The sequence below is a fragment of the Bradyrhizobium sp. SZCCHNS3016 genome (assembly GCF_032484535.1).
Taxonomy (GTDB): Bacteria; Pseudomonadota; Alphaproteobacteria; order Rhizobiales; family Xanthobacteraceae; genus Bradyrhizobium.
This window is the reverse complement of record NZ_JAUETE010000020.1, coordinates 51,381-77,419: the sequence shown is the minus strand read 5'-3', so window position 1 is coordinate 77,419 and position 26,039 is coordinate 51,381. Positions and strand designations below refer to the sequence as shown.

Below are 26,039 nucleotides of genomic sequence, written 5' to 3'. Positions count from 1 at the left end.
TCAACGATGTCGATGACGACGCCGCAAAGGCGGACGCGCACGTCTCGGATATGGCAAGCGCGGCGGCCGAGCAAGATGGTCATCACTTCGGCACGTTGCGCTCCAGATCCTCCAGCCACGCGGTGGCGTTGCCGTCCGACGGCGCGCGCCAGTCGCCGCGCGGCGACAGGGCGCCGCCAGCGACCACTTTCGGGCCGTTCGGCATTGCCGAGCGCTTGAACTGGCTGAAGGCGAAGAAGCGCTTGAGGAACACCTCCAGCCACTTCCTGATCTCGCCGAGCGTGTAGGCGTGACGCTTGTCGGCGGGAAAGCCCGGCGGCCAGGCGCCGTCGCCCGCATCCTTCCAGGCGTGATGGGCCATGAAGGCGATCTTCGACGGGCGCATGCCGTAGCGGAGCGTGTAGAACAGGTTGAAGTCCTGCAGCTCATAGGGGCCAATCGCGGCCTGCGTGCTCTGCGGCGTCTCGCCCTCCTTCACCGGCACCAGCTCCGGCGAGATCTCCGCTGAAAGCACCGCCTCGAGCGTGCGGTCCACTTCGGCGGAGAACTGATGCGAGGCGATCACCCAGCGGATGAGATGCTGGATCAAGGTCTTCGGCACGCCGGCATTGACGTTGTAGTGCGCCATCTGATCGCCGACGCCATAGGTGCACCAGCCTAGCGCGAGCTCGGAGAGATCGCCGGTGCCGAGCACGAGGCCGCCGCGATCATTGGCGAGGCGGAACAGGTAGTCGGTGCGCAGGCCCGCCTGCACGTTCTCGAAGGTGACGTCGTAGACCTGTTCGCCGCGGCCGAAGGGATGGCCGATGTCCTTCAGCATCTGCGTCGCGGCGGGGCGGATGTCGAGCTCGGCGGCACTGACTTGAAGCGATGTCATCAGCGCATGCGCATAGGACTTGCTTTGCGCGCCGGTCGCGAAGCCCGGCATCGTATAGGCGAGGATGTTGGTGCGCGGCAGGCCGAGCAGGTCCATCGCCTTGGCGGCGACGATCAGCGCATGCGTGGAATCGAGCCCGCCGGAGACGCCGATCACGATGCGCTTGGTGCCGGTGGCGCGCAGCCGCTGGACGAGACCCGCGACTTGGATGTTGTAGGCCTCGTAGCAGTCCTGATCGAGCCGCGCGGGATCACTCGGCACGAACGGAAAGCGCTCGATGCTGCGCATGAAGCCGATGTCATCGAGGGTCGGCTGCAGCTCGAAGCCGATGCGGCGGTAGTGCACGCCGGCGCGTTGCGCGCGCGCATTGTCGTCGAACGTGCCCATCAGCGCCCGCTCCTGGCGCAGCAGATCGAGATCGACGTCGGCGAAGATGGTCTGGCCGATCTGGCGGAAGCGCTCGCTCTCGGCCAGCAGCACGCCGTTCTCGAAGATCGAGGTCTGGCCGTCCCATGCGAGATCCGTGGTGGATTCGCCCACACCGGCCGCCGCGTAGATGTAGGCGGCGAGGCAGCGCGCCGACGTGGAACGACAGAGCAGCGAGCGCGACTCGGCGCGGCCGACCGTGATCGGGCTGCCCGAGAGATTGGCGAGCACGGTGGCGCCGGCGAGCGCCAGCTCGGACGCCGGCGTCACCGGGATCCACATGTCCTCGCAGATCTCGACGCTGATGACGAGCCCGGCGACGTCAGCGGCGGCGAACAGCAGATCCGTGCCGAACGGCGCCATGGTCTCGGCGACCTCGATCATCTCGCCGCGGATGCCGGCGCCGGAGGCGAAGTGACGGCCTTCGTAGAATTCGCGATAGGTCGGCAGGTAGCTCTTCGGGATGACGCCGAGTACCTCGCCGCGATGGATCACGACGGCGCAATTATAGACGCGGTGGGCGAAGCGCAGCGGCGCGCCCACGATCATGACCGGCATCAGGTCGTGCGAGGCTTCGACCAAGGTGAGCAGGCCGCGCTGGACGGCGTCGAGCAGCGGATCCTGCTTGACCAGATCCTCGATCGCGTAACCGGACAGGCAGAGCTCCGGAAACACCGCGACCGCCGCCCCCTGGTCATGGCAGGCGCGCGCCGCCGCCAGGATCGCCGCCGCGTTGGCGGTGGGGTTGGCGACGCTGGAGGCCGTGACGCAGGCGGCGACGCGGGCAAAACCGTGCCGGTAGATCGAATGGAAATTCATCGTGGCAGTCCATCTCCTGTCACCTGATCATACGACATGGACCATGACGGGAGCCATAACAAGGGCGGCAGGCCAGCATCGCCCGGGGCGCAGGCTGTGACCTCCGCACGCGTCATTTGAATTGCGCGGGCCACCCGGCGCCGGGTAACTCGGAGGCTCGCTTCTTCGCGCCATCCGGGTGAACGGCATCCATGAACCTCTTCGTCATCGGCTTCGGCTACACCGCGCAGCGCTTCGTCGAACTGCACCGCGGCGCGTTCGCGCGCGTCGGCGGCACTGTGCGCGGCGCCGACAAGCGCGCGCAGCTGGCGCCTGATGACATCGACCTGTTCGACGGCACGGCGCCGGCCGCGACGCTGGCGAAAGCCGCGGGCGCCGACGTCGTGCTGATCTCGGTGCCGCCTGGAGGAGGCGACGACCCGGTGCTGGCCACGTTCGGCGACGCTATCACGGCAGGGCGCGCGCGCCGCGTAGTCTATCTCTCGACTGTCGGCGTCTATGGCGACCATCAGGGCGGCTGGATCGACGAGGACACGCCGCTGGCGCCTGAGCACGACCGGGTGCAGGCCCGGGTCCGCGTCGAGCAGGACTGGCGCGCGCGGATCGGCGACCGGCTCGCGGTGCTCCGGCTCGGCGGCATCTACGGGCCGGGTCGCAATGCGCTGGTCGAGCTGCGGGCCGGGCGGGCGCGGCGCATCGTCAAGCCGGGACAGGTGTTCAACCGCATCCATGTCGATGATGCGGGCCGCGCGATCATGGGCGCGATCGAGCGCCGGCAAGGCGGCGCCTGGAACATCGTCGACGACGAGCCGGCGCCACCGCAGGATGTCATCGCCTACGCCGCCGCGCTGATGGGCATCGCGCCGCCGCCCGAGCTGCCGTTCGACCGCGCCGAGCTGTCGCCGATGGCGCGCAGCTTCTATGCCAGCAACCGCCGCATCCGGAACGTCCGCGCCAAGCAGGAGCTCGGCGTCGTCTTTGCCTACCCGACGTATCGCGCCGGGCTCGACGCGCTGTGGGCCGCGGGCCAAGGGCGCTGACGCGAGATTTTCGGGGGCGGGCGGGAAACCTTCCCCGCCACCGACGATTGCAACGAACAGAGATTGTCATGCGGGTTTAACGCGACTGCACGTCGTGCGCCCCTCACACGACGGATGTTCGACGTGCAAGGCGATCAACCCATCGGCTGGCTGATGTTCTTCACGCTCGCGGCCGCGATCATCATTGCCGCCGGCGCGTTCCTGGCCTTCCTGCGCTCGCGACACAACAGCGAGATCGCGGCGGTGGCGCTCGAGGGTGACGGCCGGGGCCGCGGCGTAGCCCCGTCGGGTGCCCTGCCCGAGCTCGGCGGGCTGTTCGTGCTCGCGCTCGTCGTCGCCGGCCTGCTGGTCGCCGGCTACCAGAGCGGCGGCGCGACGCGCTTTGCCGGCGGCGACAAGCCGACGCCGGTGCCGTCAGCACCCACCAACACCGACCGCGGCAACGCGGTCGGCGCCGGCGCGGCGATCAACCCGCCGGCAGCCCCGACCATGACCCAGCTGGCGCGGCCCGGCCCGGACCTGCGCACCGCGCCCGCATCGTCGCCGACTGGAGCCGGTGCCGAGAGCGGCAGGCATCCGGAGACCAATCCGCCGGCGAGGTAAAAAGACACCCTCGAAAAGCAGGAAGGCCGCGCAATGGGCGGCCATCTTGATGTTCAACCCGGGTGGATCGCCCCGATCAGATCGCGGCGGCGACCTTGTCGAGGCCGATGGTGCGCGCAAGCCGCCGCACTTCGTCCTTCTGGTCCTCGCGCAGCTGCCACAGCAGCGGCATCGCGGCCGACTTCAGCTGTTGCACCTCATCCGAATCCGGATCGATCGCCACCGCGCCCGGCTTCGCCGCTCCCTGGCGGCCGGCGTGGATCTTGCGGGCGACGGCGCGCAGCGCCGTCTCGACCGCCGGCCAATAATATTCCTGGCTCGACGACAGCCGCAGCCGCTCCTTGATGCCCGCGATCTGGCCGTCCGACAGCAACGAATAGGCCTTCTGCACCTCCGGCTTCAGCGGCGCCGGGCCCGGCTCGCTCCTGGCGAGAATCTTGGACTTCGGCACTACCGGCTCGGCAGCGACGACGGCCGACGCCTTTGCCATTTCCGGCTCGGACGGCGCATAGGCATAGGCCTGACGCAGCGTCGCCTTCGACGGGGCACTCGGCTGCTGCACCTCGGGAGCCGCAAGTGTGACCATCGCCAGGCGGTCGCCCTTGGCTTCACGATTGGAAATTGGGCTCTTCGCCACCACAGGCGGCATCATCGCACCGGCCGAAGGCACGCTGTCCCGCATCAGGACGCTTGTCACGGCCGCGCATGAGATCAGCACGCCCAGCACAGCGACAAAAGCGATCGACTTCGTCACGCAATTCTCCGTATCCCGGCGGAAAGCCGCAGCTTGCCGAAAAGTGGGAGTTAATTAAGGCTTTACGATGCCACAGAAACACAGAGGCCACCATTCTGCCCTGTGAACATGATGGATATTTTTTTCACGCCGCCGAATACAGCTCGGCCGGCATCAGCAGATCGTACGCGGCCTGGATGTCGGCGACGATGTCGGAGGCCTCCCAAAGCGCCGCCGGTTCCACCGAATGCAGGCTGATGGTCCAGTTCCCGCCGCGAGCGGTGCGGGGAACGCTCATGATGTCGAACTGGACGTTGCGGCACAGCGGATGCCGCTGCAAAGCATGCCCGACGCGGATCCGGATCTCCTCGAGCGTCGCCCGCTCCTTGTCCTGCCGTAGCCCGATGCCCATCGCACGATTCCGCCAAGTTCAAGCTCCGCGGATTGTGGGACCCGATGGTTAATGGTGCCTTAAGGACACACATCACGTTTTCTCTCATGATCGGAGGCCACCCGCGCCGCCGTACTCATCAGCCGTGCGCGCGACCAGCACGGCGACCGACGGGATGTCGGTGACCCCCGAGGTCGCGTGCCCCGCGCTCCAGATGTCGCGCCAGCGTTTCGGCCGCGCCTCGCGTGCGGCGATGTCGATGTCGCTGCCGATCTCGATCGCGCCGCGCGCCGGCAACGCTTCGGGATCGAGCCCGGCCGCGACGATCGACGGCCGCAGCATGCTGGTCGGCAGGCCCGTGAACGCCGAGGTGAGCAGCACGTCGTCGGCCGAGCTCGCCACCAGCATCGCCTTGTAGCGATCATCGGCCATGCTTTCGCGCGTGGCGATGAACTTCGTGCCCATATAGGCGAGATCGCAGCCGAGCACCTCGGCCGCCCGCAAGGCCACGCCGTCGCTGATGCCGCCCGCGAGCACGATCGGCCCGGCGAAGAACGCTCTGACCGCGCGCACGAAGGCGAACGGGTTGAGCCAGCCGGTCTGGCCACCCGCGCCGGCCGTGAGCAGCACCAGCCCATCGGCGCCGGCTTCCACCGCGCGCTCGGCATGACGGATCGAGGCGACGTCGGCCAACACCAGCGCGCCCGCATCATGCAAGGGCGCAACGACCTTCGCCGGCGAGCCGACCGATGTGATCACGATCTCCGGCCGGTGCCGCAATAGCACCGCGAGATCGTCCTTCAACCGCGCGTTGGAGTGATGCACGATCAGATTCGGGCAGACTGGCGCAGTCGCCGCCCCGCTGGTATCGCTGCTGCGCGCAAGCCGATCCGCAATCCGGAACAGCCAGGCGTCGAGCTCGTCGGGGGTGCGACAATTGACCGTCGGGAACGCGCCGATCACGCCGTTGGCGCAGGCCGCGCTCACGAGCTCGATTCCCGACACCAGAAACATCGGCGCTGCGATCAGCGGCAGGCGCAGCCGCGTCCGTAGCCCGGCCCATCGAGTCTCCTGCACGGCGCGTCCTCCCTGATCTCTGTTCGGCTCAGGGATAACGACGCAGCCGCATGCGATCAATCGTTGCCGAAGAAGCTGAAGCGCGGCCCTTCCATGCCGACCGGCTGCGCCGCATAGGCGCGGGGCGTCGTATCCTCGCGCACCGCCTGCTCGACGGCGCGCAGATCCTGCTCCCGGCGCTGGCGCCGGCGCTCGACATATTGCCGGTGCCGGTCGGCGCGGCGCTGCTCGGCGACGCGCTTGCGCTCGGCCCCGCGCGCCTTCAGGTCCGCGTCCTGAACCTTTTCTGCGGCCTTCTCCTGGAGCTTGGCCTGGGCTTCGTCGGCCGTGCTGGCCGGGGTGGTGGCCGCCACCGCAGAAGCCGCGGGCGCAGCGTTCGCGTCCGGCGCAGCCGCCTGCTGCGACGGCGCGGGACTGGCCGAGGCCGACGTCGCAGGCGCCGTCTCGGCTGCTGCAGGCGACACCTTGATCGGCGTCGTCGCAGCCGCCTGCGTCGCCGCAAGATACGCGGTGGCGGTCGGACTTGGCGACGGCGCGTCCGGTCCGGAGCGCTCGAGCTTGGTCGATTCCATCACCGGCGATCGCGGATGCATGCCCTCGGCCAGAATGAGCCCACCGCCGAGACCGGCCGCGACGGCGATGGCGACCGTTCCGGCTCCTGCAAAAAAGGCTGTCGAGGTGCGCATGGCCTTGCTCCTTATTCTTCGGCCGGGCAACGCGGGGCGCGCTGCGATGTTCCGGGAACGGCAGAGCGCGCCTTGAGCGCGAGGCACTTTCTGATAGCGTCGGCAACAAGCCATGCGACGCCACAACGATCGCGGCCTCCCGGGAGGACGTTCCATGAGCCATCAGCTTCACACGTTTCCAGTCGTCTGCGAGCAGACCCTGCTCACCCTGTCGCGTCACCCCTCGCGCATCGCTTTCAGCTGGCCCGGCGGATCGCTGTCGTATCAGGGCGCGATCGACCTGATCGGGCGCATGCAGAGCGTGTTCATGCGCCTCGGCCTTTCGCCGGGAACACGTGTCGCGTTGCTCACCGCGAACCGCGCCGATACCTGGTGCGCCGGCACGGCGGCACAGCTGTCGCGGCTCGCCATCACCTGGCTGCATCCGCTCGGATCGCTGGAGGACCAGCTGTTCCAGCTGTCGGATTCGGAATCGCAGGTGCTGGTGATCGATGCGGCAGCGTTCCGCGACCGCGGCGGTGAGCTCGCCGCGCGCGCCGACGGCCTCCGTCACGTGTTCACGCTGGGGCAGGCCGGCTATGGCGTCGACCTGCTCGCCGCAATCGAGCAGGCCGGCCACGCCACCGCACGCAATTTCGCCACGCCCGACGACATCGCGACCCTGAACTACACCGGCGGCACCACCGGAAAGTCGAAGGGCGCGCTGCGCCATCACCGCGAGTATGGCGGCTTCGCCACCGCGATCCTCGCCGATTTCGAGATTCCGGAGCGTGCGCGCTACCTGACGGTGGCGCCGATCAGCCATGTCGCCGGCACCAAGGTGCTGCCGACCCTGATGCGCGGCGGCACCGTGCACATGCTGAAGGGATTCGATCCCGAGGCCGTGCTGGCGACCATCGCCCGCGAGCGCATCAACTTCACTTTGTTCGTTCCAACCATGATCTACGTGCTGCTGGATCATCCCTCGCTCGGCAAGACCGATCTCTCCTCGCTCGAGCTCGTGCTGTACGGCGCCTCGGCGATGTCGCCGACGCGGCTCGTCGAGGGGATCGAGCGCATCGGCCCGGTGTTCTCGCAGCTCTACGGCCAGACCGAATGCTATCCCGTCTCGGTGCTGCGCAAGGCCGATCATGATCCGAAGCAGCCGGAGCTGTTCCTGTCCTGCGGCTTCCCGATCGCGGCCTGCGAGGTCAAGATCCTCGACGACGACGATCGGGAGGTCGCGCAGGGCGAAGCGGGCGAGATCTGCGTGCGCGCGCCGCATGTGATGGCGGAGTATTGGAAGCGGCCGGACACCACGGCGGAGACGTTGAAGAACGGCTGGCTGCACACCGGCGACATCGCCCGCCGCGACGAGCGCGGCTACGTGTACATTCTCGACCGCAAGAAGGACATGATCGTCTCCGGCGGCTTCAACATCTTCCCGCGCGAGATCGAGGACGTGCTGACGCAGCACGCCGACGTCGCGATGTGCGCGGTGGTTGGCGTGCCCGACGACAAATGGGGCGAGGCTGTCACCGCGATCGTGGTGCCCCGCGCCGGCGCGCAGATCGACGCTGCCGAGCTGATCGAGCTCGTGAAGGCGCGCAAGGGCTCGGCCCATGCGCCCAAGAGCATCTCGTTCGTCAAGGAGCTGCCGATGACCGGCGTCGGCAAGGTCGACAAGAAGGTGCTGCGCGCACGGTTCTGGGAGGGCCGCGGGCGGATGGTGGGGTAGCGGCATCATCAGCTCCCTCGATCGCCACCGTCATTGCGAGGCGCTCTTGCGCCGAAGCAATCCAGGGCCGCGGATGAGGCCCTGGATTGCTTCGCTCCGCTCGCAACGACGGCAATCCAGACTCGCGGCTTTGCAATGCCGATGGAAGCTCTCGCCCGTAGCCGCCGCGCTCCGCTGTCGTCCCGGGCAAGCGAAGCGCGACCCGGGATCCATAACCACAGGGCAGCGTCGTAAGCGCTGACGTCGCGACCCGCGTGCCTCGACCATCGTCCTGTGATTATGGGTCCCGGCGTTCGCCGGGACGACAGCCTTTGTGTGGCGCGATACTCGCCACGCGATCCGCTGTATCCAAACAACACTGAATGCGTTGCCCCCATTGCAGACATGACATTGCTGCCTCGCGGCGCATCTGCGTCCGAGTCTTGCTGGTGTCGTTCCCCTCCAACTCACGGAGGGTGCAGGGAAGGCCAGGCCTCGACCGAGGCCTGCGGTCCGCGTGCAGCAAAAAAGCACGCGGCAGAACCACAGGTTCGGCCGGATAGACCCGGCCTTCCCTGCGCGATGGCTTTACGATTTATACGCAGTCTCCTCGGTGACCGGCTTGTTTGCCACCGTGGCGACAACGCGTTTCACGCGTTGCGCGGACCTCAGCGTCGGGAGGCCAGGACCCTGCGACTTCACCGTCCGCGACGTGGCGTACGTCGGCATGCCCAAAGCATGCTGCGCCCCATCGCGGCCACCGCATCCCACCCCAACGCATCGTGACGTTCGCGAAGCGCCCCTCGTCAGTGAAGCGGGATGCGGAGAAGAGACCATGGATTTCTGAAAATGCAAAGTCGAATATTTTTCGCTCCGCATCTGGACAGCCCAAATCAGCTTGATCGCGCGAGCGAATTTCGTCTTTGCGCGCGCCGCTGCGGACGCCCGACCTGCGCCGGAAGGTATCGATGGGGAAGCAAGCCTGCTCGTCGGCCAAATCAACCTCGCTGCGGCACAACGAATCCCACGCGACGCGCAACAGAGGGCCCAACGTAAAGCCGGTCTGCACTCCGACCCGCTGTCGTGCCGAACAAGCGAAGCCGGACGATGTGCAGGCATCGGCGCGTTCGCGCGACCCAGGACCGATACCACAGGACGTGGCGAGCCCAGATGCATCAACGCGCGTGCCTCGAATATGGCCCTGGGGTTATGGGTCCCGGCGTTCGCCGGGACGACACTGATTTTGTCGAACGAGCGTCCGGACACGACAACCATCTCACAACGCCGCGAACGCAGCGCGCGACGGTGCGAGCGGCAACCAGTCCGGGATGCGGCGCTTGGCAAGCCAATACGGCCGCCACAGCATTCGCCATGTGGTGAGATCCACAGGGGCCTGGCGCCATTTCATTCGACCGGTCTCGATCTGCGACAGATCGTGCAGGTGCAGCCAGCGCCGCGCGATCCACCAGAGCTCGCGGGCGACGTCAGCATTCCCCCGTCCCTTGAGCTGGACGATGCCCAACAACGGATCAGGAAAAACGGACGGCGACCTCCAGCGTCGCGACGCGTTCGCCCAGGTGCCGGACGCTCCACAGCCGAGAGCGATTGTGGGCGATGTCGGAGCCATAGGTGCGGACACAATTGCGCATGGTCATCGCTTCGTCGACCAGATCCGGGATGTCATCCAGCGGCCGAAACTCATAGTCCCCGACGCGACCGGGATTGAGCCACATGTCGCGGATTGGCCGTTGACCGAGATTGAGATGCAGCGAGACTTTCCCTCGCCAAGCGAGGGCAGCCGTCATCGCGGCATCGAGCTTCATGGCTGGCGTCCACGGCCTTTCGACGAGCTCGCAGCCGAAGCCGGCGGGCTGCCCCGAGAACCAGATCCACAGACCGAGCAGATGCATGCGGTCGCGCTTCAGCGCCAGCGGCGCCCGCAGATACTCACGGGCGATCCACACCGCGGCCGGCTCATGCGCCAGCGCCGCCATCTCCGCCACGAGCTGCAGCCACGTCGGCATCAGCTTCGGCGAGCGCGGCAAATGGTTGCCGATCTGCCGCCGGAACAGCTCGCCGTCTGGCAAGGGCGGGATCGGACGGACGAACGCCTCCGGTGGCAGCTTGCGCAGCCAGAGCGGCAGACCGGCCGCGGCCGCCGCCTCGGCCAGCGGACGCCCCGCGATCACGCACGCGATCGCCCGCTCCGGATCGACGTCCGGGCGCGGCACCGCCAGCGCGAACAGCAGCGCCGGAAAGCTGAGCGCGAGGTCGGCGAGATGAGGATGTCGCATCGCGCATGCGCGCACGCGGGATTGAAGACGAGACGAATAGCGCCGCAGCCGGCGTTCGCGCAGGTCGGAACGCTCCGGCTCCCGGCTGGGAGTCAGCAAGAGATTTGATGTCATGACACGACGGTTCAAGCGCAGGCCACGAGGGCCGCGGGCTTTTCGATGAGATGCGAAAGGGTCAAATCATGGCCGGGACAATCATCCCGGTCGGCCGCGTCAATGATCGCGCAGCGAGCCCGGGAAGCGCGTGAGTCTGAACATCGTCGCCTCCTGCGTTGAAGTTGGGATGCGCTGAACTAGCGTGTTTCTCGGCAGAGCGCAACCATGGCTGCCGCCTCCTCCCACCTCGATGCACACGGGTCATCGTTGCGAAAGGTTGTCGGCGACCGGCACACCGCCGTCGCGAGCCCCCGAAACGACGAAGCGATCCAGGCCTTCCAGACAGATGATTCGACTTGGCCCTGGATTGCTTCGCTGCGCTCGCGACGACGTGGTGAGTGAGCAGCGACCTGGATCGTTGATACTGACTGCGCGGAGCGATGCACCAGCCCTAGCGCTTCCCCTTCGTCATGTTCAGCGCCACCGCGGCGCGGATCAGCGCCATGAACGCAGTCTCATCGATCACGTCGCCTTCATGAAGGTCGATGGCGCGGCGGGTGTTGCCGTCGAGGCTGGCGTTGAAGAGGCCGGAAGGGTCCGGCAGCGAGGCTCCCTTGGCGAAGGTCAGCTTCACCGCGGCCTTGTAGGTCTCGCCGGTGCAGACGATGCCGGCATGCGACCATACGGGAACGCCGCGCCACTTCCACTCTTCGACGATATCGGGATCGGCCCGTTTGATGAGATCGCGGACGTAGCTGAGCGTGACGCCGCGCCAATCCCCAAGCTCCTTGATCCGGGCGTCGATCAGCTCCGACGGAGACTGGTTCCCCTCGCCGACGCTGGTAGCCTTCGTTGGTTTCGCCATGACGCTTGTTCCCATCCACCTGCTTGTCGTCTCACCTGCGTGTAGTCCGCGTCGTAGTTATACGACCATCTTGGCCTGCTCAAGTTTAGAGCAATATTGATAACTCCACGGCCAAATCAGCCACACGCGCGGACCACGATGTCTCATCGTTGAGCGCTCGCGGGCCGATTTGCAGCAACACGGAGGCCGAGAAGCTCGCCGTCGAGCGACGCAAGCGCGACATGCACGAGCTGGCCAACAGCTTCGAGAGTGCGGTCAGGGAGATCACCAACACGGTCTCGTCGGCCTCGACCGAGCTCGAAGCGTCGGCCACGACTTTGACCTCGACAGCCGAGCGCACGCAGCAGCGCACCACCACCGTCGCGGCCGCATCCGAGCAGGCCACCGCCAGCGCGCAGTCGGTCGCATCCGCCACGGAGGAGCCGAGCTCGTCGGTGACCGAGATCAGCCGGCAGGTGCAGGAATCCGCGCGGATGGCCAACGAGGCCGTCGACCAGGCGCGCACGACCAACGACCGCGTCTCTCCCGCTTGCGGGGGAGGGCTAGGGAGAGGGCCGCTCCAGCGGCGGTGTGCGTGGCGCCCCCTCTCCAACTCTCCCCCGCAAGCGGGGGAGAGGGCGCAGCGGAGCTTGGCGCGGGGTTGATCGGTTCACCCGGAAACGAAGCAGGCAACTGCCGATCACCGGCCCAACCTAATAACACCTCGCCGCGGCGTGCCGTTGGAAACGAGGCAGCGCCGGTGCGGTGATCAGTTCGCCAACTCGCTGTGAACGCAATCCGGACGGCTGACCGCCCCCTCACCGCTTCTCGATCACGAGGCTCTGCACCACGCGGCCGAAATAGCCCCTGACATCACCCAGCCGCGCCATCGCCAGACCGGCGCCGTCCGGGCCGATCCAGCTTTCGGCATCGAGCAGGATCCAGTCGCCGACCGGCTCGCGGGCCATGTTCACGGTGAGGTCGGCGTTGAGGAAGGTGTAGCTGTGGAAGTCGAGAGCAGCGGAGGTGCCGTTGCAGAAGTCGCTCGCGACCACGGCGCGCATCGCCTGCGACACGGCGTGGCCTTCGACCAGCGGCCAGTCGACGCGGTACCAGATCGCGCCGGGTCCCTTGACGCCGAACCGGCCGCGCGCGGCGCGCAGGGTCATGCCGCGCACGAACGGGCTGGTCGAGAAATCCGCAGGCTCCGGCAACGCATCGTCAGGACCGACCAGATCGACCGGCAGCTCGCGGACATCGTCCGGAAGCGGCACGGCATCCTGCCTGATCTTGAGCACCGTCGCCGTGACCACCACCGTATCGCCGGCGCGCAGCCGCACCGCGCAGAGCTGGATTTTGCGGCCCTCGCGCAGCACCTCGGTCTCGATGAGGAGCTCTGCGAGCGGCACCGGGCGCATCAGGTCGATGGTGACGCGGGCGATGCGCATCGGCGACGTCGTCGGAATGCGCTCGGCAGCCCATACGGCCAGCGCCGACGGCGCGGACCCGTGTTGCATGGTCGGATCCCACGGTCCCGCAGCATCGGAGCTGACGGCGACCCTATTGTCCGCGATGCGGAAGATCGGCCGCATCAGCGCGCGCCTCGCCACGTCTCAGCCGGCGCTGGCAAAGGCGCGGTCGGCGCCATTGGGCAGTTCGATGTCGACCTCGAGCGTCGAGACATGCTTTCCCCGATCCATGCGAACGATGACCTTGTCCGGATCGAGTACCACATGGCGCGAAACCACGGCGAGGATTTCCTCGCGGAGCTGCATCAGGAGATCGGGCTGTCCGCGCAGGCTGCGCTCATGCGCGAGCAGGATCTGCAGCCGCTCCCGCGCGACAGGCGCGGAGGCCGCACGCCCCGTAAAGAGCCGCAGCACGCTCATGCAGCCCTCCGTCCCAAGAGCAGGTTCATCAGGCCCTTGCGCTCGGTCGGGATCTGCATCTCGACCTCCTCGCCGAGGAGGCGGCGCATCGCATCGTGATAGGCGCGCGCGGGGGCGCTCGCTGGGCTGTTGAGCGTCACGGGACAGCCGACGTTGGAAGCGCGCAGCACGTCCTGGCTCTCCGGCACGATGCCGAGCAGCGGCGTCGCGAGAATCTCCAGCACGTCCTCGATCGACAGCATCTCGCCACGCGCGGCGCGGCCGGCATCATAGCGCGTGATGAGAATGTGCTTCTCGACGCGCTCGCCGTTCTCGGCGCGCACCGTCTTGGAATCGAGCATGCCGATGATGCGGTCGGAATCGCGCACCGACGACACCTCCGGATTGGTGACGATGACCGCCTCGTCGGCATAGCGCATCGCCAGCATGGCGCCGCGCTCGATGCCGGCCGGGCTGTCGCAGATCACCCAGTCGAACGTCTTGCGCAATTCGGCGATGACGCGGCCGACGCCGTCCTCGGTGAGCGCGTCCTTGTCCTTGGTCTGCGAGGCCGGCAGCAGCCACAGATTTTCCAGCCGCTTGTCGCGGATCAGGGCTTGCGGCAGCTTGGCGACGCCGTGCACGACGTTGATGAGATCGAACACGACGCGGCGCTCGGCGCCCATGACCAAGTCGAGATTGCGCAGGCCGACGTCGAAATCGACGACGACGACCTTCTCGCCGGCCTGCGCCAGCGCCGCGCCCATCGCCGCCGTCGTGGTGGTCTTGCCGACGCCACCCTTGCCCGACGTCACTACAAGTACTTTCGACATGTTACGGATCCTCCTGCTACTCAGTTCAATGCAACGATCTTCATGGAATGACCTTCGAGCCGCGCCTGCACGGCCCGGCCGCGCAACGCGGCGTCGATCTGCTCGGCGGTCTGGTAGTAGCCGTCGATCGCGACCAGCTCGGCCTCGATCTTCTGGCAATAGATGCGCGCCGCCGCGTTGCCGTTGATGCCGGCCATCGCGCGGCCGCGCAGCGCGCCGTAGACGTGGATCGAGCCGCCGGCGACGATCTCGGCGCCCGACGACACCGCGCCGAGCACGGTGACGTCGCCGTCGGGAAACACGATCGACTGGCCGGAGCGCACGGGCTGGTCGAGCAAGAGCGACGTCGGCTGCTGCAGCGACGGCTTCTCCGGCTCGATCTCCTGCACGGCGCAATGACGGCCGCCGGACAACAAGGGGGGCATGCCGAGCGACAGCCGGCCCTGCTCGACGCCTTCGAGCCCGAGCACGCGGATGTTGCGCGACTCGATGCTCTTGATGAGGTGCGTGATGGCGAGCGGGCTCAGATCCACCGCGGAGAGATCGAGCACGATCGGCTTGCCGACGAAGAAGCCGGGCGAGCCCGCGAGCGTTGCATCGAGCTCGCTGAGCCAGTCGGCAATCGGCACCACCGGCGAAAACACGAAGGCTACGTAGGAGCGCCCGCGCAGACGAATAACAGGACGCACCGTTTCAGCGCTGGCACTCATGACCATCCGACCCAACCTTCTTAGTGATTGGTTAACTGTCGGCGCCAGATGGTTAACGGATGGTTAAATCGACGCTAAGCCGCTCAAAAATCGACAGCGGCCCGCCCGACATAGTTCGATGATGATCGAATCAAGGCGCAATCTTGGCATCAATGAGACGCAATTCATGAGCATCTGCGTCAAGACCTATCATGCCTCATTTTAATCACATCATGATGATAACTTTAACGTACATATAATTCGGAACCGACGACTTTAGGAGGTTCCGATCGATTGACACTCGTCAGGGGGCGGGGCATGGGATCGATAGAGGCGCCCAAGGCACGGCAAACGTGCCACGGCGCCTTGCAGGAAGGGACCGCTGGCGTGCGATCGTTGATCGACGCGAAACGTCTGATTCTGCGAGTGATTCCGTGTGGACTGAAGTGGCAGACCAGCTCCCGCTCTTCGTTTGAAACTAGCTCTCATACGAACCGTGGCAGAAGCGTATCAGTTACCGGAATCGAGCGTCAGAGGAGTAGCGTATGAGTTCGTTGAGTGAACAGAATCCGATGAACCCGCAGGACCCGCTGCACTACGCACCGCGGTGGCTGCGCGAACGTCCGGAAGCCGCGCGTCTATCTCTCGTCGGTGACAATGCCAAGGCAGCGGAGGCGGCCGAGCGTCCCGCTTCGGGACAGCAAGGACCGCTCGATGCTCGCCTGGAGACCGCCGTGTTCGAATCCCTTCGTCAGTCGCTGAATCCGCAGGTCATGCGCGAGCCGCCGGATCTGGAGCGCGAGCGCGACCGCCGCTCGGTCGTGTTCAAGGTGGCTGGCCGCTTCGCCGCCGCAACCGGCGTCGCCGCCGTCGTCGCGCTGTTCTTCGTCAACATCGTGCCGGTGTGGCGCCAGCCCGACGCGAGCTCGTCCTTCGTCGCCGCCGTGCAGTCGATGAAGACGCTGCCGCCGGTCGCCGCCGACGTGCAGGACGCCAAGGCGGACCAGACCAGCGCGCTGCCGGAGCGGGTCGAGCCGCAGGCTCCCGCGCTGTCGCAGTTCAAGTCGCTGCTCGCGGACGCTCCGGCGCCGACGGCAGAGGCCGACACTCCCGAAAAGCCCATGCTGCAGCAGTTCATGCAGTGGAACCAGAAGACGGGTCAGATGGAGCGGGTTCGCTAAACCCTCTACACGACTGATCCGACTTCCAACACATCACAGGCGACGATGATCGACGTCCTACCGCAGAAAGCGGCAGCACGCCGTCCGCTGGCTCATGCCCGTGTGGCAGCCATCCTGCTCGCGTCCCTCGTGGCCGGCGAGGCCGTTGCTGCGCCCGGCGAGAATGTGAGCGTGGCGCGCCAGCTCGGCGGCCGCGTCGGCCCGATCATTGGCGCCGCGCTCGCGTGCCGCGACATCGCCCGGCCGCGCATCCAGGCCATCATCGAGAAATTCCAGCTCGTCATCCGCGAGGCCGCCTCCAGCGAGGCCGACCGTGACGAGCTGACGCGCCTGCTCGACCGCTACGTGGCCGAAGGTCGCAGCCTCGTCACGTCAGGCCGGATGGATTGCGGCGGCGCCGATCGGCAGCTTGCCGATCTCGAACGATCCATCGCCGCGCCGCCTCCGGCGCGCGCGAACCTGCCCGCCGTGAGCATCGGACCTGCGACCGCGCAGGCCGCGACCGTACCGGCGCAACTGCTGCCGCCGGCCGGCAACGTGCGCGGAGTGACGCAGAGCGAGATCAAGCTCGGCATGGTCATTCCCTACAGCGGACCGGTGAAGGAGAGCGGGCGGCTGCTCAAGATCGGCGTCGAGGCGGCGTTCAATCGCGCCAACGAGGCCGGTGGCGTCAACGGCCGCATGCTGAAGCTCGTCACCGCCGATGACGGCTACGATCCCGCGCGCACGCTGGATGCGATGAAGCTGCTCTACGAGAAGGAGCAGGTGTTCGGCTATATCAGCAATTTCGGCTCGGCCACCGCCGCGGTCGCCATCCCCTACGCGCTCGAGCGCCGCACGCTGTTCTTCGCGCCCTATACCGGCGCCAACGTCGTGCGCCACGATCCGCCCGACCGCTACGTCTTCAACTACCGGCCGAGCTATGCCGAGGAGACCGACGCGCTGGTCCATTATCTCGTGAAGATGCGAAGGCTGCATCCGCGCCAGATCGTCGTGTTCGCGCAGAACGACGCGTTCGGCGACGCGGGCTTCGCCGGCGTGGCCAAGGCGTTCCGCACGCTCGGCGCCAGCGACAATTCGATCGTGCGGGTCAACTACCCGCGCAACACGGTCGAGGTCGACGACGCCATCAATCAGCTGAAGCTGCTGAAGACCCCGGTCAAGGCGGTGGTGATGCTGGCGACGACGCGCGCCGCGGCCAAATTCATCGAGAAGGCCCAAGGCGTATTTCCAGGCGTCATCTTCGCCAACATCTCCGCGGTCGCGGGCTCGGCGCTCGCCAGCGAGCTGATGCTGCTCGGACCGCGCTACGCCGAGGGCGTGATCGTCAGCCAGACCGTGCCCGGCGTCGCCGGCTATTCGAGCCTGGTCCTCGAATACAAGAACGCACTTGCGAAATACGCCCCGGGCGAGCCGGCCGACTACACCTCGCTCGAGGGCTACATCGCCGCGAGCATCCTGATCGAGGGACTGAAGCGCGCCGGTCCGAACTTCGATACCGAGCAACTGGTCGAAACGCTCGAGAACATGCGCAACATCGATCTCGGCCTGGGCACGCAGCTCGGCTTCGGCCGCGCCGAACACCAGGCTTCGCACAAGATCTGGGGCACCGCGCTGGACGACAGCGGCATCTATCAACCCGTCGAACTTGAATAGGATACCGCTAGAGGCAAGACAGCCTCAACTACCACGACAAAAGAGCGACAGTGAAACCCGACATTAATTCGAAATGCCACGAATAGTAGAACGAAGAGGGTTGGAAACAAGCTGAGCAGGTGGAAGGTTCGATGGCCGTGCGTTGGTCCGCGTTGATCATCGGGAGTGTTTTCGTAGCTCCCTTGAGCCCCGCTTTGGCGGCGGCTCCCGACGTCGTCCGGGAGCTTGGCGGCCGGGTTGGGCCGATCGTGGGACAGGCGTCCGCCTGCCCGGACATCGCGCAGGGCCGGGTCCAGAGCATCGTCGACAAATTCCGCGAAGCCATCCGCCAGGCGACGAGCAATGACGGCGAGCGCGATCTGCTGACCCGCAGCTTCAATGGCTACATCGCCGAGGGCCGTAGTCGTACGGGCGCCTCGCAGGCGACCTGCGCCGCCGCGGAGCGGCAACTGACGGAGCTCGAACGCTCGCTCGGCCAGCCGACTGGGGCGACGGCCCCGATCACACCGGTCAAGGCCGAAGCGACGACTGGCGCCGTCACCGCGGGCCCCGTGCGCGGCATCACCGACCGTGAGATCCGCTTCGGCATGGTCCTGCCGTTCTCCGGCATCCGCAAGGAGACCGGGCGTCAGATGCGCCAGGGCATCGAGGCCGCGTTCGCACGCACCAACGATGCCGGCGGCGTCAACGGGCGCATGCTCCGTCTCGTGGCGGCCGACGACGGCTACGATCCGAACCGCACGCTGGCGGCGATGACGCAACTCTACGACAAGGAGCAGGTGTTCGGCTTCATCGGCAACGTCGGCACCGCCAACTCGCAGGCGGCGATCCCCTATGCGCTGGAGCGGCGCACGCTGTTCTTTGCGCCGAACACCGGCGCAGCAGTGGTGCGACGCGATCCGCCGGATCGCTACGTCTTCAACTATCGGGCGAGCTACGCCGAGGAGACGGCCGCGCTGGTGCGCTACCTGATCAAGATGAAGCGCGTCTCGCCCAAGCAGATCGCCGTGTTCACCCAGCAGGACCCATTCGGCGACGACGGTTTCGCCGGTGTCGCGAAGGCCTACCGACAGTTGAACCTCGGCGATGCCGTGACGCGCATCAACTATCCGCGCGCGACGATGGACGTGGAAGAGGCGGTCAATCAGGTCAAGGCGCACAAGCCGGGACTCAAGGCGGTCATCATGGTGGCGACCGATCGCGCCGCCGCGAAATTCATCGAGAAGACGCGCGACGCGGTGCCGGGCCTGATCTACGCCAACGTGTCCGCCGTCGGCTCGACCTCGCTCGCGACCGAGCTGAAGCTGCTCGGTCCGCGCTTCACCAACGGCGTCATCGTGACGCAGGGCGTGCCGGCGGTTTCGGGCTATTCGAGCCTCGTGCTCGACTACAAGAACGCCCTGGCCAAATACGCGCCCGGCGAGGCGCCGGACTACACGTCTCTCGAAGGCTATATCGCGGCGACGATCTTGATCCAGGCGCTGAAGCAGACCAGCCCGCTCGACACCGAGCGCCTGGTCGACACGCTCGAATCGATGCGCAGCCTCGATCTCGGCCTCGGCACGACGCTCGCATTTGGACGCGCAGAGCACCAGGCCTCGCACAAGATCTGGGGCACTGCACTCGACGAAACCGGCACGTATCAGGCAATCGAACTTGAGTAGAATTAGCTTCGAAGGGGAAGAACTGGTGAAGACGTTTCGTTAGCAGGTCCTAAAGTATGATCGGAAAAAGGCGTGTCGGGTTACCGAAATGGTCATGCTCTTAGGAAAGGCTGGTCTGTGCATGGTGACGGTCTTATGTCTTCTCCGTCGCAGACACGGCGTCAATTCACCAGGCGGAAGACCTGGATGGGGTCCAAAGTGGGATAGTGGCAATGAACTTTCGTTGTAGCGTGTTCTTGGTTGCGGCATTGCTCGCAACGCCCGCCAGCGCGGCGGGCACCAATGCGGATGTGGTGCGTAATCTTGCGAGCCGGGTCGGGCCGATCGTGGGAGCAGCATCCGCCTGTCAGGCGATCGACCAGGGCCGCGTTCAGGCCATTGTCGACAAGTTTCGCGAGGTGATCCGGGAGGCCTCCACCGGCGGCTCGGATCGTGACGAGCTCACCCGCGTCTTCAACGGCTACGTCGCCGATGGACGCAACCGCGTGGGGGCGGCGCAGACCGACTGTAACTCCGCGGGCCGCCAGCTCGCCGAGCTCGAGCGCTCGCTCGGGCAAAGCGCGCCGAGCCAGACCGCCACCAGCCTCGCCGGGGTGATTGCCCCGTCCGCGGCCGTGGCTGCGACGGCACCGACCGCGACGCTGCCGCCAGCGTCCACCACCAACGTGCAGGGCGTCACCGCCAACGAGATCCGCTTCGGCATCGCCGCTCCGTTCTCGGGCGCGGCCAAGGAGCTCGGCCGGCAGATGAAGATGGGCATCGAGGCCGCCTTCAACCGCGCCAACGACACCGGCGGCATCGCCGGGCGCTCGCTGCGGCTCTATTCGGCCGACGACGGCTACGAGCCGTCGCGGACGCTGGACGCGATGAAGCAGCTCTACGAGAAGGACAAGGTTTTCGGCTTCGTCGGCAATGTCGGCACCCCGACCTCTGCCGTGGCGATGCCCTACGCCCTGCAGCGCCGCGTGCTGTTCTACGGCGCGTTCACCGGCGCCAACCTCCTGCGCAACGATCCGCCGGATCGCTACGTGTTCAACTATCGCGCCAGCTACGCCGAAGAGACCGACACCGTCGTTCGCTATCTGGTCAAGCTGCGCCGCCTGCCGGCCAAGGACATCGCCGTGTTCGCACAGCAGGACGCCTATGGTGATGCCGGCTTCTCCGGTGTGGCCAAGGCCTTCCGCTCGCTCGGCCTTGCCGACACGGCCATCTTGCGCCTCAACTACAAGCGCAACACGGTCGACGTCGACGACGCGGTCAACCAGCTGCGGGCATTGAAGAACCCGCCCAAGGCGATCGTCATGGTCGCAACCTATCGCGCAGCGGCGAAGTTCATCGAGAAGACGCGCGATCTGTTCCCGCACATGATCTACACCAACGTCTCCTTCGTCGGCTCGACCGAGCTCTCGGACGAGCTGATGCTGCTCGGTCCGCGCTATGCCAGCGGCGTCATCGTCACCCAGGTGGTGCCGGCCGTCGGCGGCTATTCGAGCGCCGTGCTCGAGTACAAGAGCGCGCTCGAGAAGTACTTCCCGGGCGAGGCACCGTCCTACGTGTCGTTCGAAGGCTACGTCTCGGCCAACGTGCTGGTCCAGGCGCTGCGCCGGGTCGGCCCGCAGCTCGACACCGAGGCGCTGATCGACACGCTGGAAAACATGCGTGACATCGATCTCGGTCTTGGCGCCAAGCTCGGCTTCGGCCGCGCCGAGCACCAGGCCTCGCACAAGATCTGGGGCACGGCGCTCGACGAGCGCGGCAAGTTCCAGGCGATCGAGCTGGAATAGCTCGCCCGCTTGTTGCGGCCTCAACAAAAAAGCGCGACAGCCCTGGCTGCCGCGCTTTTCTTTTGTCCGTCGCGGAGCCGCTTAGAGCGGCGGATCGATCGCTTCGTCATATTCCTTCTTGAAGCGCGCGATCAGCTCGGCGGCGGGCAGCACGTCCTTGATGGCGCCGATGCCCTGCCCTGATCCCCAGATCTCCTTCCACGCCTTCGGCTTGGCGCGCTCGCCCGAAGCATCGGTGCCGAAGCTCATCTTCGACGGATCAGAGGTCGGGAGATTGTCCGGATCGAGGCCGGCGGCGACGATCGACGGCTTCAGGTAGTTGCCGTGCACGCCGGTGAACAGGTTCGAATAGACGATGTCGTCGGCGCCCGAGCTGGTGATCATCTGCTTGTAGCCTTCGACCGCATTCGCCTCCTTGGTGGCGATGAAGGCCGAGCCGATATAGGCGAAGTCGGCGCCGAGCACGCGCGCGGCACGGATGGCGCGGCCGTTCGCGATCGCGCCCGACAGAGCGATCGGGCCATCGAACCAGCTCCGCGTCTCCGCCACGAAGGCAAACGGCGAGATCGTGCCGGCATGTCCACCGGCGCCCGCCGCGACCAAGATCAAGCCGTCGGCGCCCTTCTCGATCGCCTTGTGCGCGAAGGTCTGGTTGATGACGTCGTGGAAGACGATGCCGCCCCAGCCATGCGCCGCCCGGTTCAGCTCCTCGCGCGCGCCGAGCGAGGTGATCATCATCGGCACCTTGTACTTCTCGCACAGCGCGAGATCCTGCTCGAGCCGGTTGTTGGAGCGATGCACGATCTGGTTGACGGCGAACGGCGCCGACGGGCGTTCCGGATGCGCACGATCATAGGCGGCGAGCTCCTCGGTGATGCGCGCCAGCCATTCGTCGAGCAGCGCGGCCGGCCGCGCGTTGAGCGCCGGAAACGAACCGACCACGCCGGCCTTGCACTGCGCGATCACCAGGTCGGGCACGGAGATGATGAACAGCGGCGAGCCGATCACCGGGATCGACAGGCGGCCCTTGAACAAGGCGGGCATGGACATGGATGGGAATTCCTCTTGCGTTGAAATGCGGAAACGCTCGTGATCGCGAGCATGCCCGACATCATGCCGTGATGGCAATTCGCTCGCAGAGGGACCGGAAAAGCCCGATCAGGGTCTTGCGTTGAGGCGCTGGCGTGCCGGCGTCATTGGCAGAGCGCCGAGGTCACGTAGGTGTCGGTGCGGCAATCGCCCGGCTTGCGCTGGCGACCGGGGATCAGCACCCTCGCCGAGCAGGTCTCCGCGGAATCGGTGTTGAGGCTCTTGCCTTCCTTGTAACCCTTGCCCTGGCACAGCCGGTCGGCGCCGAGCTTGCAATCCGGCGTGGCGTTGGCGGCGATCGGACAGACGATGCGGCCGGAGATCATGGTCGACGGCTTGGCCAGCCGCGAGAGCGTGTCACTGGTCTCCTTCAGCACACTCGGTGCAGCGTCGCCGCCGTTCGGGGCAGCCGGCCGGTCGGCTTGCCGCGGCGGGCCTGCGGGAGCGCCGGCCGTCTCGCCTTCGTTCGCGGGCGGCTCGGGCGTGGCCTCCGGACGCTTCAGCGGAATGATCGCCATCTTCTCGAACAGCTTGCCGAACTCCTCCACCAGACCCGGACTGGAGGACGGCGGCGCCGGCTGGACGGCAGGCGGCTGTTGCGGCGCTTCTCGCAGCCCCAAGGAAGGCGTCGTTTGCGCCCATGCCGCGGCGGCAGAGAGAACCGAGACGACGACGAGCAGCGCCGCCCCTGCCCCCGGCCCCGGGCGCAGCGGCCGCATCAGATCAGCTTCACGGCGACGACGAAGCCGGCCACCAGCACGGCCGCGCCGATCGCCACCCACAGGCCGAGATGCTTCTCGATGCGCACCCTGATCCATTCGCCATAGCGGTTGAGCAATATCGCGGCGATGAAGAAGCGGCCGCCGCGCGCGATGATCGAGCAGACGATGAACAGAAACAGATTATAGCCGGCGAAGCCCGACGTGATCGTGACCAGCTTGTAGGGGATTGGCGTCAATCCCTTCACCAGGATGATGACGGCGCCCCACTCGGCATAGGAGGCACGGAACGCCTCGACCTTGTCGCCGAGGCCGTAAAGCTGGATCAGCCAATGGCCGAGCGAGTCGTAGAGCAGCGCGCCGATGGCGTAGCCGACCAAGCCGCCCGCCACCGACGCCGCGGTGCAGACGCCGGCGAACAGCCAGGCCCGCTGCGGCTTCGCCAGCGACATCGGGATCAGCATCACATCCGGCGGCACCGGAAAGAACGAGCTTTCAGCGAAGGCAACCGCGGCCATGATCCACATGGCATGCGGCTTGTGGGCGGCGTCGATACACCAGTCGTAGATCCGTCTGAGCATGCTGGCGATGAAGCAAACCGGGCAGGATTTGTCCATGGCCCATATGCCGGTCCGAATCGGAGCGCCACACTAGTGCCGCTTGCGGATGGTCCGGCTTTCGGCCGCGACGATCGGTCGCCCCGCCACCCGTCCGGGCGCGGCCTTGGCGACCTTCACCGGCGATTTCGGCAGCTTCTCGGCGATGCCGAGCATCAGCTCGCGCCGTTCCATCTCGCGCCAGACGTCCTCGGGCTGGACATCGAGCTCGGCCCATAGCACGGCCAGATTGTAGATCAGGTCGGCGCTTTCGCGCACCACGGCCTGGGCGTCGCCGCCGACGGCATCGATCGCAACCTCGATGGCCTCTTCGGCGAGCTTTTTGGCCATCTTGGCCGTGCCCTGCTGCATCAGCTTGGCCGTGCGCGATCGCGCGGGATCGAGATCCCTGGCCGCCAGGACAGCGCGATAGAGCCGCTCGATCGAATCAGTCATCCCGTCACAATAGTTAAATTCGATAGTCCGCATATTAACGTTCGCGGCGGGCAAGAAAAAATCCGCCGGCGCGGGGCCGGCGGATCGTCTATTCGATCTCACATCACCAATGCGGGTGATGATAATAGCCGCCACCGTAATAGGGGCCGCCGCCGTAATACTGATAGCGCGGTCCGTAGCCGTAATAGGCCGGCCGGCCATAGTAATAGTTGTCCTCGTAGTAGGAACGGCGGTTCTGCGTCGCCGCGATGGCAAGTCCGGTGCCGACGATGCCGGCAAAGGCCGCCGCGGCCGCCGCGCCGCCGTTGCCGCGATAGTGGCGCCGGCGCGCGCTGACATCGGTCAGGCCGCCATCATTGGCCGTCTTGGCGACGACACCCTTCTCGGCCGGCGCGGAGCCGGCAAAGGCGAGTGTCGGCTGCACGGCCGTCAAAGTCACCGCGGCCACCGTCGCCAGGACGGTAGCACGGCCAAAGCGTGAAAAACTTCCGCGCTGTGCGATCATGTGGATCCTCCGTACGATCTAATCTCGCGTACCAACTCGCGAACTGCGTCCACAGTTCCCCTCGCGAAACCCGAAGTCGAAGCCGCAAATCGCCGCAGGCCTTGCTCATGGACCGTTCACATTCGATCCGACATGATCAGGCACCGCCGGCCCCGAGCGGCAGCGACACAGCGACATTGTCACGAAATTGACATATCGATCCCGCGACGGCCGGCGAACTGATTAGAATACCGGCGTGACAAGACCGGTACGGCCTGCGAATACCGGCGTGACATGATGCGCATGCGACGACCCGTCACCCTGCTTGCTTTGGCGCGCTTGGCGCTCCTGGCGGCCTTCGTGGTGCCCGCGTGGCTGTCAGATCACGAGGCCCTCGCAGAGGAGCCGAAACGTCCGGTCGCCGTCATGTTCACCCTGGATCGGCCGCTCGATGGCAGCACGGCGCCGCTGGTCCTCGCCGCCAGCCGAGGGCTGTTCGCCACCGAGGGCGTGACGGTCACCATCACCACGGCCAAGGGCTCTCCCGATGCGATCACGCGGGTAGCCTCCGGTGAGGCCGACATGGCGCTCGCCGACATCAACGAGCTGATCCGCTATCGCGACACCCAAGGCAGCCAGCCGGTCAAGGCCGTATTCGTGCTGTTCAACAAGGCGCCTTACGCGATCATCGCGCGCAGGAGCCGCGGCATCAACGGGCTCGGCGACATCGAAGGCAAGACGCTCGGCGTCGCCGAGGGCGATCTCTCGATCCGGCTGTGGCCGGCGGTCGCGCGGCACAACCATCTCAGGCCCGAGACCATCAAGCTGTCGCGCGTCGGCGCGGCCGTGCGCGAGCCGATCCTGTCGGCCGGCCAGGTCGATGCCGTCAGCGGCTTTTCCTATTTGTCGGCCCTCAATCTGCGCGACCGCGGCGTGCCTGCCGCCGATCTCGCGGTGCTGCGCTTCGCCGATTACGGCTGCGAGGCCTATGGCCACGCCGTCATCGTCAACCCGGGCTTCGCAACCAAGCAGCCGGCTGCGGTGAAGGGATTCCTGCGCGCGCTGACGTCTGGCCTGCAGCTTGCCATCAAGGACCCCGCCGGCGCGATCGCCGACGTGGTGAGCCGGATGGATGACGGCTCGCGCGAGCTCGAGCTGCAGCGGCTGCAGAGCGTGCTCGTCGACAACGTGCTGACGCCGGACGTCCGCCGCGACGGCATCGGCGGCATCGATCCCGCCCGGTTCGAGCGGGCCCTCGACCAGCTCGCCGAGGACGGCAAATTCCACCACAAGCGTCCGCAACCCGCCGACATCTTCGACGACAGCTTCCTGCCGCCCGCCGACAGCCGGCTCGTCAACTGAGCGCTCGCCGCGGCGGCCGTTCCCTTGCTAACATGGCGCCGCGCGCACCCAGCGCTGGTTCCAACTGTCGACACGA

25 protein-coding genes and 1 pseudogene are annotated in these 26,039 nt (G+C 66.6%); 9 read left to right on the top strand and 17 right to left on the bottom strand.

Going from position 1 to position 26,039, the window contains the following annotated elements; translation table 11 throughout:
- Positions 1-82 precede the first annotated feature (82 nt).
- On the bottom strand, positions 83-2,122 hold the full coding sequence (locus QW881_RS29175; protein ID WP_316159181.1) for an NAD(+) synthase: 2,040 nt from the start codon (positions 2,120-2,122) through the stop codon (positions 83-85).
- 191 nt (positions 2,123-2,313) lie between these two features.
- Here QW881_RS29175 and QW881_RS29170 point away from each other — a divergent pair, with 191 nt between their 5' ends.
- Both QW881_RS29170 and QW881_RS29165 read left to right on the top strand, forming a co-directional pair.
- On the top strand, positions 2,314-3,162 hold the full coding sequence (locus QW881_RS29170) for an SDR family oxidoreductase (RefSeq protein WP_316159180.1): 849 nt from the start codon (positions 2,314-2,316) through the stop codon (positions 3,160-3,162).
- Positions 3,163-3,285: 123 nt separating this feature from the next.
- Positions 3,286-3,765 (top strand): hypothetical protein, encoded by a 480-nt coding sequence (locus tag QW881_RS29165; protein WP_316159179.1) that lies wholly within the window; start codon positions 3,286-3,288, stop codon positions 3,763-3,765.
- A 76-nt stretch (positions 3,766-3,841) separates the two neighbouring features.
- Here the strand turns inward: QW881_RS29165 and QW881_RS29160 are convergent, their stop codons facing one another.
- The 4 genes from QW881_RS29160 to QW881_RS29145 form a co-directional block, all read right to left on the bottom strand.
- Positions 3,842-4,462: a hypothetical protein gene (locus QW881_RS29160; RefSeq protein ID WP_316159188.1), complete on the bottom strand. Its 621-nt coding sequence runs from the start codon at positions 4,460-4,462 to the stop codon at positions 3,842-3,844.
- Positions 4,463-4,643: 181 nt separating this feature from the next.
- On the bottom strand, positions 4,644-4,910 hold the full coding sequence (locus QW881_RS29155) for a hypothetical protein (protein WP_315758836.1): 267 nt from the start codon (positions 4,908-4,910) through the stop codon (positions 4,644-4,646).
- A gap of 84 nt (positions 4,911-4,994) precedes the next feature.
- Entirely contained in the window at positions 4,995-5,966 is a 972-nt protein-coding gene (locus QW881_RS29150; RefSeq protein ID WP_315777833.1) for a nitronate monooxygenase, read from the bottom strand.
- A gap of 56 nt (positions 5,967-6,022) precedes the next feature.
- Entirely contained in the window at positions 6,023-6,652 is a 630-nt protein-coding gene (locus tag QW881_RS29145) for a hypothetical protein (protein WP_316159178.1), read from the bottom strand.
- 154 nt (positions 6,653-6,806) lie between these two features.
- On the opposite strand from QW881_RS29145, the gene QW881_RS29140 reads away from it, so the two are divergent.
- Positions 6,807-8,369 carry an AMP-binding protein gene (locus tag QW881_RS29140; protein ID WP_316159177.1) on the top strand — a complete coding sequence of 521 codons (1,563 nt, stop codon included), beginning with the start codon at positions 6,807-6,809 and terminating at the stop codon, positions 8,367-8,369.
- 1,255 nt (positions 8,370-9,624) lie between these two features.
- On the opposite strand, the gene QW881_RS29135 is transcribed toward QW881_RS29140, so the two are convergent.
- From QW881_RS29135 to QW881_RS29125, 3 genes are all read right to left on the bottom strand, one after another.
- Positions 9,625-9,870, bottom strand: a complete 246-nt coding sequence (locus QW881_RS29135; RefSeq protein WP_315758839.1) for a hypothetical protein — start codon at positions 9,868-9,870, stop codon at positions 9,625-9,627.
- 7 nt (positions 9,871-9,877) lie between these two features.
- Entirely contained in the window at positions 9,878-10,642 is a 765-nt protein-coding gene (locus QW881_RS29130; RefSeq protein WP_315758840.1) for a hypothetical protein, read from the bottom strand.
- A 547-nt stretch (positions 10,643-11,189) separates the two neighbouring features.
- The gene (locus tag QW881_RS29125) at positions 11,190-11,603 is read right to left on the bottom strand and encodes a DUF1801 domain-containing protein (protein ID WP_315758841.1); all 414 of its coding nucleotides are present in this window, start codon (positions 11,601-11,603) and stop codon (positions 11,190-11,192) included.
- Between the two features lie 182 nt (positions 11,604-11,785).
- Between QW881_RS29125 and QW881_RS29120 the strand changes: the two are divergent.
- Positions 11,786-12,127 (top strand): annotated as a pseudogene (locus tag QW881_RS29120) (methyl-accepting chemotaxis protein); the annotation flags it as partial.
- Between the two features lie 273 nt (positions 12,128-12,400).
- Here the strand turns inward: QW881_RS29120 and QW881_RS29115 are convergent.
- The 4 genes from QW881_RS29115 to minC are packed head-to-tail and all read right to left on the bottom strand — an operon-like array spanning position 12,401 to position 14,999.
- Positions 12,401-13,174 (bottom strand): thioesterase family protein, encoded by a 774-nt coding sequence (locus QW881_RS29115; protein ID WP_315736141.1) that lies wholly within the window; start codon positions 13,172-13,174, stop codon positions 12,401-12,403.
- Positions 13,175-13,195: 21 nt separating this feature from the next.
- Positions 13,196-13,471: a cell division topological specificity factor MinE gene (gene minE, locus QW881_RS29110; RefSeq protein WP_315716282.1), complete on the bottom strand. Its 276-nt coding sequence runs from the start codon at positions 13,469-13,471 to the stop codon at positions 13,196-13,198.
- The gene (minD, locus tag QW881_RS29105; protein ID WP_315736140.1) at positions 13,468-14,283 is read right to left on the bottom strand and encodes a septum site-determining protein MinD; all 816 of its coding nucleotides are present in this window, start codon (positions 14,281-14,283) and stop codon (positions 13,468-13,470) included. Before minD ends, minE begins: the two co-directional genes overlap by 4 nt.
- A gap of 20 nt (positions 14,284-14,303) precedes the next feature.
- Positions 14,304-14,999, bottom strand: a complete 696-nt coding sequence (minC, locus tag QW881_RS29100; protein WP_315758842.1) for a septum site-determining protein MinC — start codon at positions 14,997-14,999, stop codon at positions 14,304-14,306.
- A 518-nt stretch (positions 15,000-15,517) separates the two neighbouring features.
- Here minC and QW881_RS29095 point away from each other — a divergent pair.
- The 4 genes from QW881_RS29095 (at position 15,518) to QW881_RS29080 (ending at position 21,257) form a co-directional block, all read left to right on the top strand.
- Entirely contained in the window at positions 15,518-16,153 is a 636-nt protein-coding gene (locus QW881_RS29095) for a hypothetical protein (protein WP_315736138.1), read from the top strand.
- 45 nt (positions 16,154-16,198) lie between these two features.
- Entirely contained in the window at positions 16,199-17,809 is a 1,611-nt protein-coding gene (locus QW881_RS29090) for an ABC transporter substrate-binding protein (protein WP_315758843.1), read from the top strand.
- A 131-nt stretch (positions 17,810-17,940) separates the two neighbouring features.
- Positions 17,941-19,473, top strand: coding sequence for an ABC transporter substrate-binding protein (locus QW881_RS29085; protein WP_315758845.1), 1,533 nt, complete (start codon positions 17,941-17,943; stop codon positions 19,471-19,473).
- Between the two features lie 212 nt (positions 19,474-19,685).
- The gene (locus tag QW881_RS29080) at positions 19,686-21,257 is read left to right on the top strand and encodes an ABC transporter substrate-binding protein (protein WP_315758846.1); all 1,572 of its coding nucleotides are present in this window, start codon (positions 19,686-19,688) and stop codon (positions 21,255-21,257) included.
- Between the two features lie 81 nt (positions 21,258-21,338).
- Here QW881_RS29080 and QW881_RS29075 read toward each other — a convergent pair whose 3' ends face one another.
- The 5 genes from QW881_RS29075 to QW881_RS29055 form a co-directional block, all read right to left on the bottom strand.
- A complete protein-coding gene (locus QW881_RS29075) occupies positions 21,339-22,307 on the bottom strand; it encodes a nitronate monooxygenase family protein (protein WP_315758847.1) in 969 nt (322 codons plus the stop codon).
- A gap of 143 nt (positions 22,308-22,450) precedes the next feature.
- The gene (locus tag QW881_RS29070) at positions 22,451-23,065 is read right to left on the bottom strand and encodes a hypothetical protein (RefSeq protein ID WP_315758848.1); all 615 of its coding nucleotides are present in this window, start codon (positions 23,063-23,065) and stop codon (positions 22,451-22,453) included.
- Positions 23,065-23,646, bottom strand: coding sequence for a YqaA family protein (locus QW881_RS29065; RefSeq protein WP_315737020.1), 582 nt, complete (start codon positions 23,644-23,646; stop codon positions 23,065-23,067). The genes QW881_RS29070 and QW881_RS29065 overlap by 1 nt, the downstream gene beginning before the upstream one ends.
- A gap of 69 nt (positions 23,647-23,715) precedes the next feature.
- A complete protein-coding gene (gene hisE / locus QW881_RS29060) occupies positions 23,716-24,117 on the bottom strand; it encodes a phosphoribosyl-ATP diphosphatase (RefSeq protein ID WP_315736132.1) in 402 nt (133 codons plus the stop codon).
- Between the two features lie 103 nt (positions 24,118-24,220).
- Positions 24,221-24,622, bottom strand: a complete 402-nt coding sequence (locus QW881_RS29055) for a hypothetical protein (protein WP_315716292.1) — start codon at positions 24,620-24,622, stop codon at positions 24,221-24,223.
- 276 nt (positions 24,623-24,898) lie between these two features.
- Here QW881_RS29055 and QW881_RS29050 point away from each other — a divergent pair, with 276 nt between their 5' ends.
- The gene (locus QW881_RS29050) at positions 24,899-25,963 is read left to right on the top strand and encodes an ABC transporter substrate-binding protein (RefSeq protein WP_315758849.1); all 1,065 of its coding nucleotides are present in this window, start codon (positions 24,899-24,901) and stop codon (positions 25,961-25,963) included.
- Positions 25,964-26,039: the final 76 nt, after the last annotated feature.

Bases quoted from the DNA above. Each gene is read 5' to 3' on its own strand.
- QW881_RS29175 (WP_316159181.1), bottom strand. From the start codon at position 2,122: ATGAATTTCCATTCGATCTACCGGCACGGTTTTGCCCGCGTCGCCGCC.
- QW881_RS29170 (WP_316159180.1), top strand. From the start codon at position 2,314: ATGAACCTCTTCGTCATCGGCTTCGGCTACACCGCGCAGCGCTTCGTC.
- QW881_RS29155 (WP_315758836.1), bottom strand. From the start codon at position 4,910: ATGGGCATCGGGCTACGGCAGGACAAGGAGCGGGCGACGCTCGAGGAG.
- QW881_RS29145 (WP_316159178.1), bottom strand. From the start codon at position 6,652: ATGCGCACCTCGACAGCCTTTTTTGCAGGAGCCGGAACGGTCGCCATC.
- QW881_RS29140 (WP_316159177.1), top strand. From the start codon at position 6,807: ATGAGCCATCAGCTTCACACGTTTCCAGTCGTCTGCGAGCAGACCCTG.
- QW881_RS29130 (WP_315758840.1), bottom strand. From the start codon at position 10,642: ATGCGACATCCTCATCTCGCCGACCTCGCGCTCAGCTTTCCGGCGCTG.
- QW881_RS29125 (WP_315758841.1), bottom strand. From the start codon at position 11,603: ATGGCGAAACCAACGAAGGCTACCAGCGTCGGCGAGGGGAACCAGTCT.
- QW881_RS29115 (WP_315736141.1), bottom strand. From the start codon at position 13,174: ATGCGGCCGATCTTCCGCATCGCGGACAATAGGGTCGCCGTCAGCTCC.
- minE (WP_315716282.1), bottom strand. From the start codon at position 13,471: ATGAGCGTGCTGCGGCTCTTTACGGGGCGTGCGGCCTCCGCGCCTGTC.
- minD (WP_315736140.1), bottom strand. From the start codon at position 14,283: ATGTCGAAAGTACTTGTAGTGACGTCGGGCAAGGGTGGCGTCGGCAAG.
- minC (WP_315758842.1), bottom strand. From the start codon at position 14,999: ATGGTCATGAGTGCCAGCGCTGAAACGGTGCGTCCTGTTATTCGTCTG.
- QW881_RS29095 (WP_315736138.1), top strand. From the start codon at position 15,518: ATGAGTTCGTTGAGTGAACAGAATCCGATGAACCCGCAGGACCCGCTG.
- QW881_RS29090 (WP_315758843.1), top strand. From the start codon at position 16,199: ATGATCGACGTCCTACCGCAGAAAGCGGCAGCACGCCGTCCGCTGGCT.
- QW881_RS29085 (WP_315758845.1), top strand. From the start codon at position 17,941: ATGGCCGTGCGTTGGTCCGCGTTGATCATCGGGAGTGTTTTCGTAGCT.
- QW881_RS29080 (WP_315758846.1), top strand. From the start codon at position 19,686: ATGAACTTTCGTTGTAGCGTGTTCTTGGTTGCGGCATTGCTCGCAACG.
- QW881_RS29075 (WP_315758847.1), bottom strand. From the start codon at position 22,307: ATGTCCATGCCCGCCTTGTTCAAGGGCCGCCTGTCGATCCCGGTGATC.
- QW881_RS29070 (WP_315758848.1), bottom strand. From the start codon at position 23,065: ATGCGGCCGCTGCGCCCGGGGCCGGGGGCAGGGGCGGCGCTGCTCGTC.
- QW881_RS29065 (WP_315737020.1), bottom strand. From the start codon at position 23,646: ATGCTCAGACGGATCTACGACTGGTGTATCGACGCCGCCCACAAGCCG.
- hisE (WP_315736132.1), bottom strand. From the start codon at position 24,117: ATGACTGATTCGATCGAGCGGCTCTATCGCGCTGTCCTGGCGGCCAGG.
- QW881_RS29055 (WP_315716292.1), bottom strand. From the start codon at position 24,622: ATGATCGCACAGCGCGGAAGTTTTTCACGCTTTGGCCGTGCTACCGTC.
- QW881_RS29050 (WP_315758849.1), top strand. From the start codon at position 24,899: ATGCGCATGCGACGACCCGTCACCCTGCTTGCTTTGGCGCGCTTGGCG.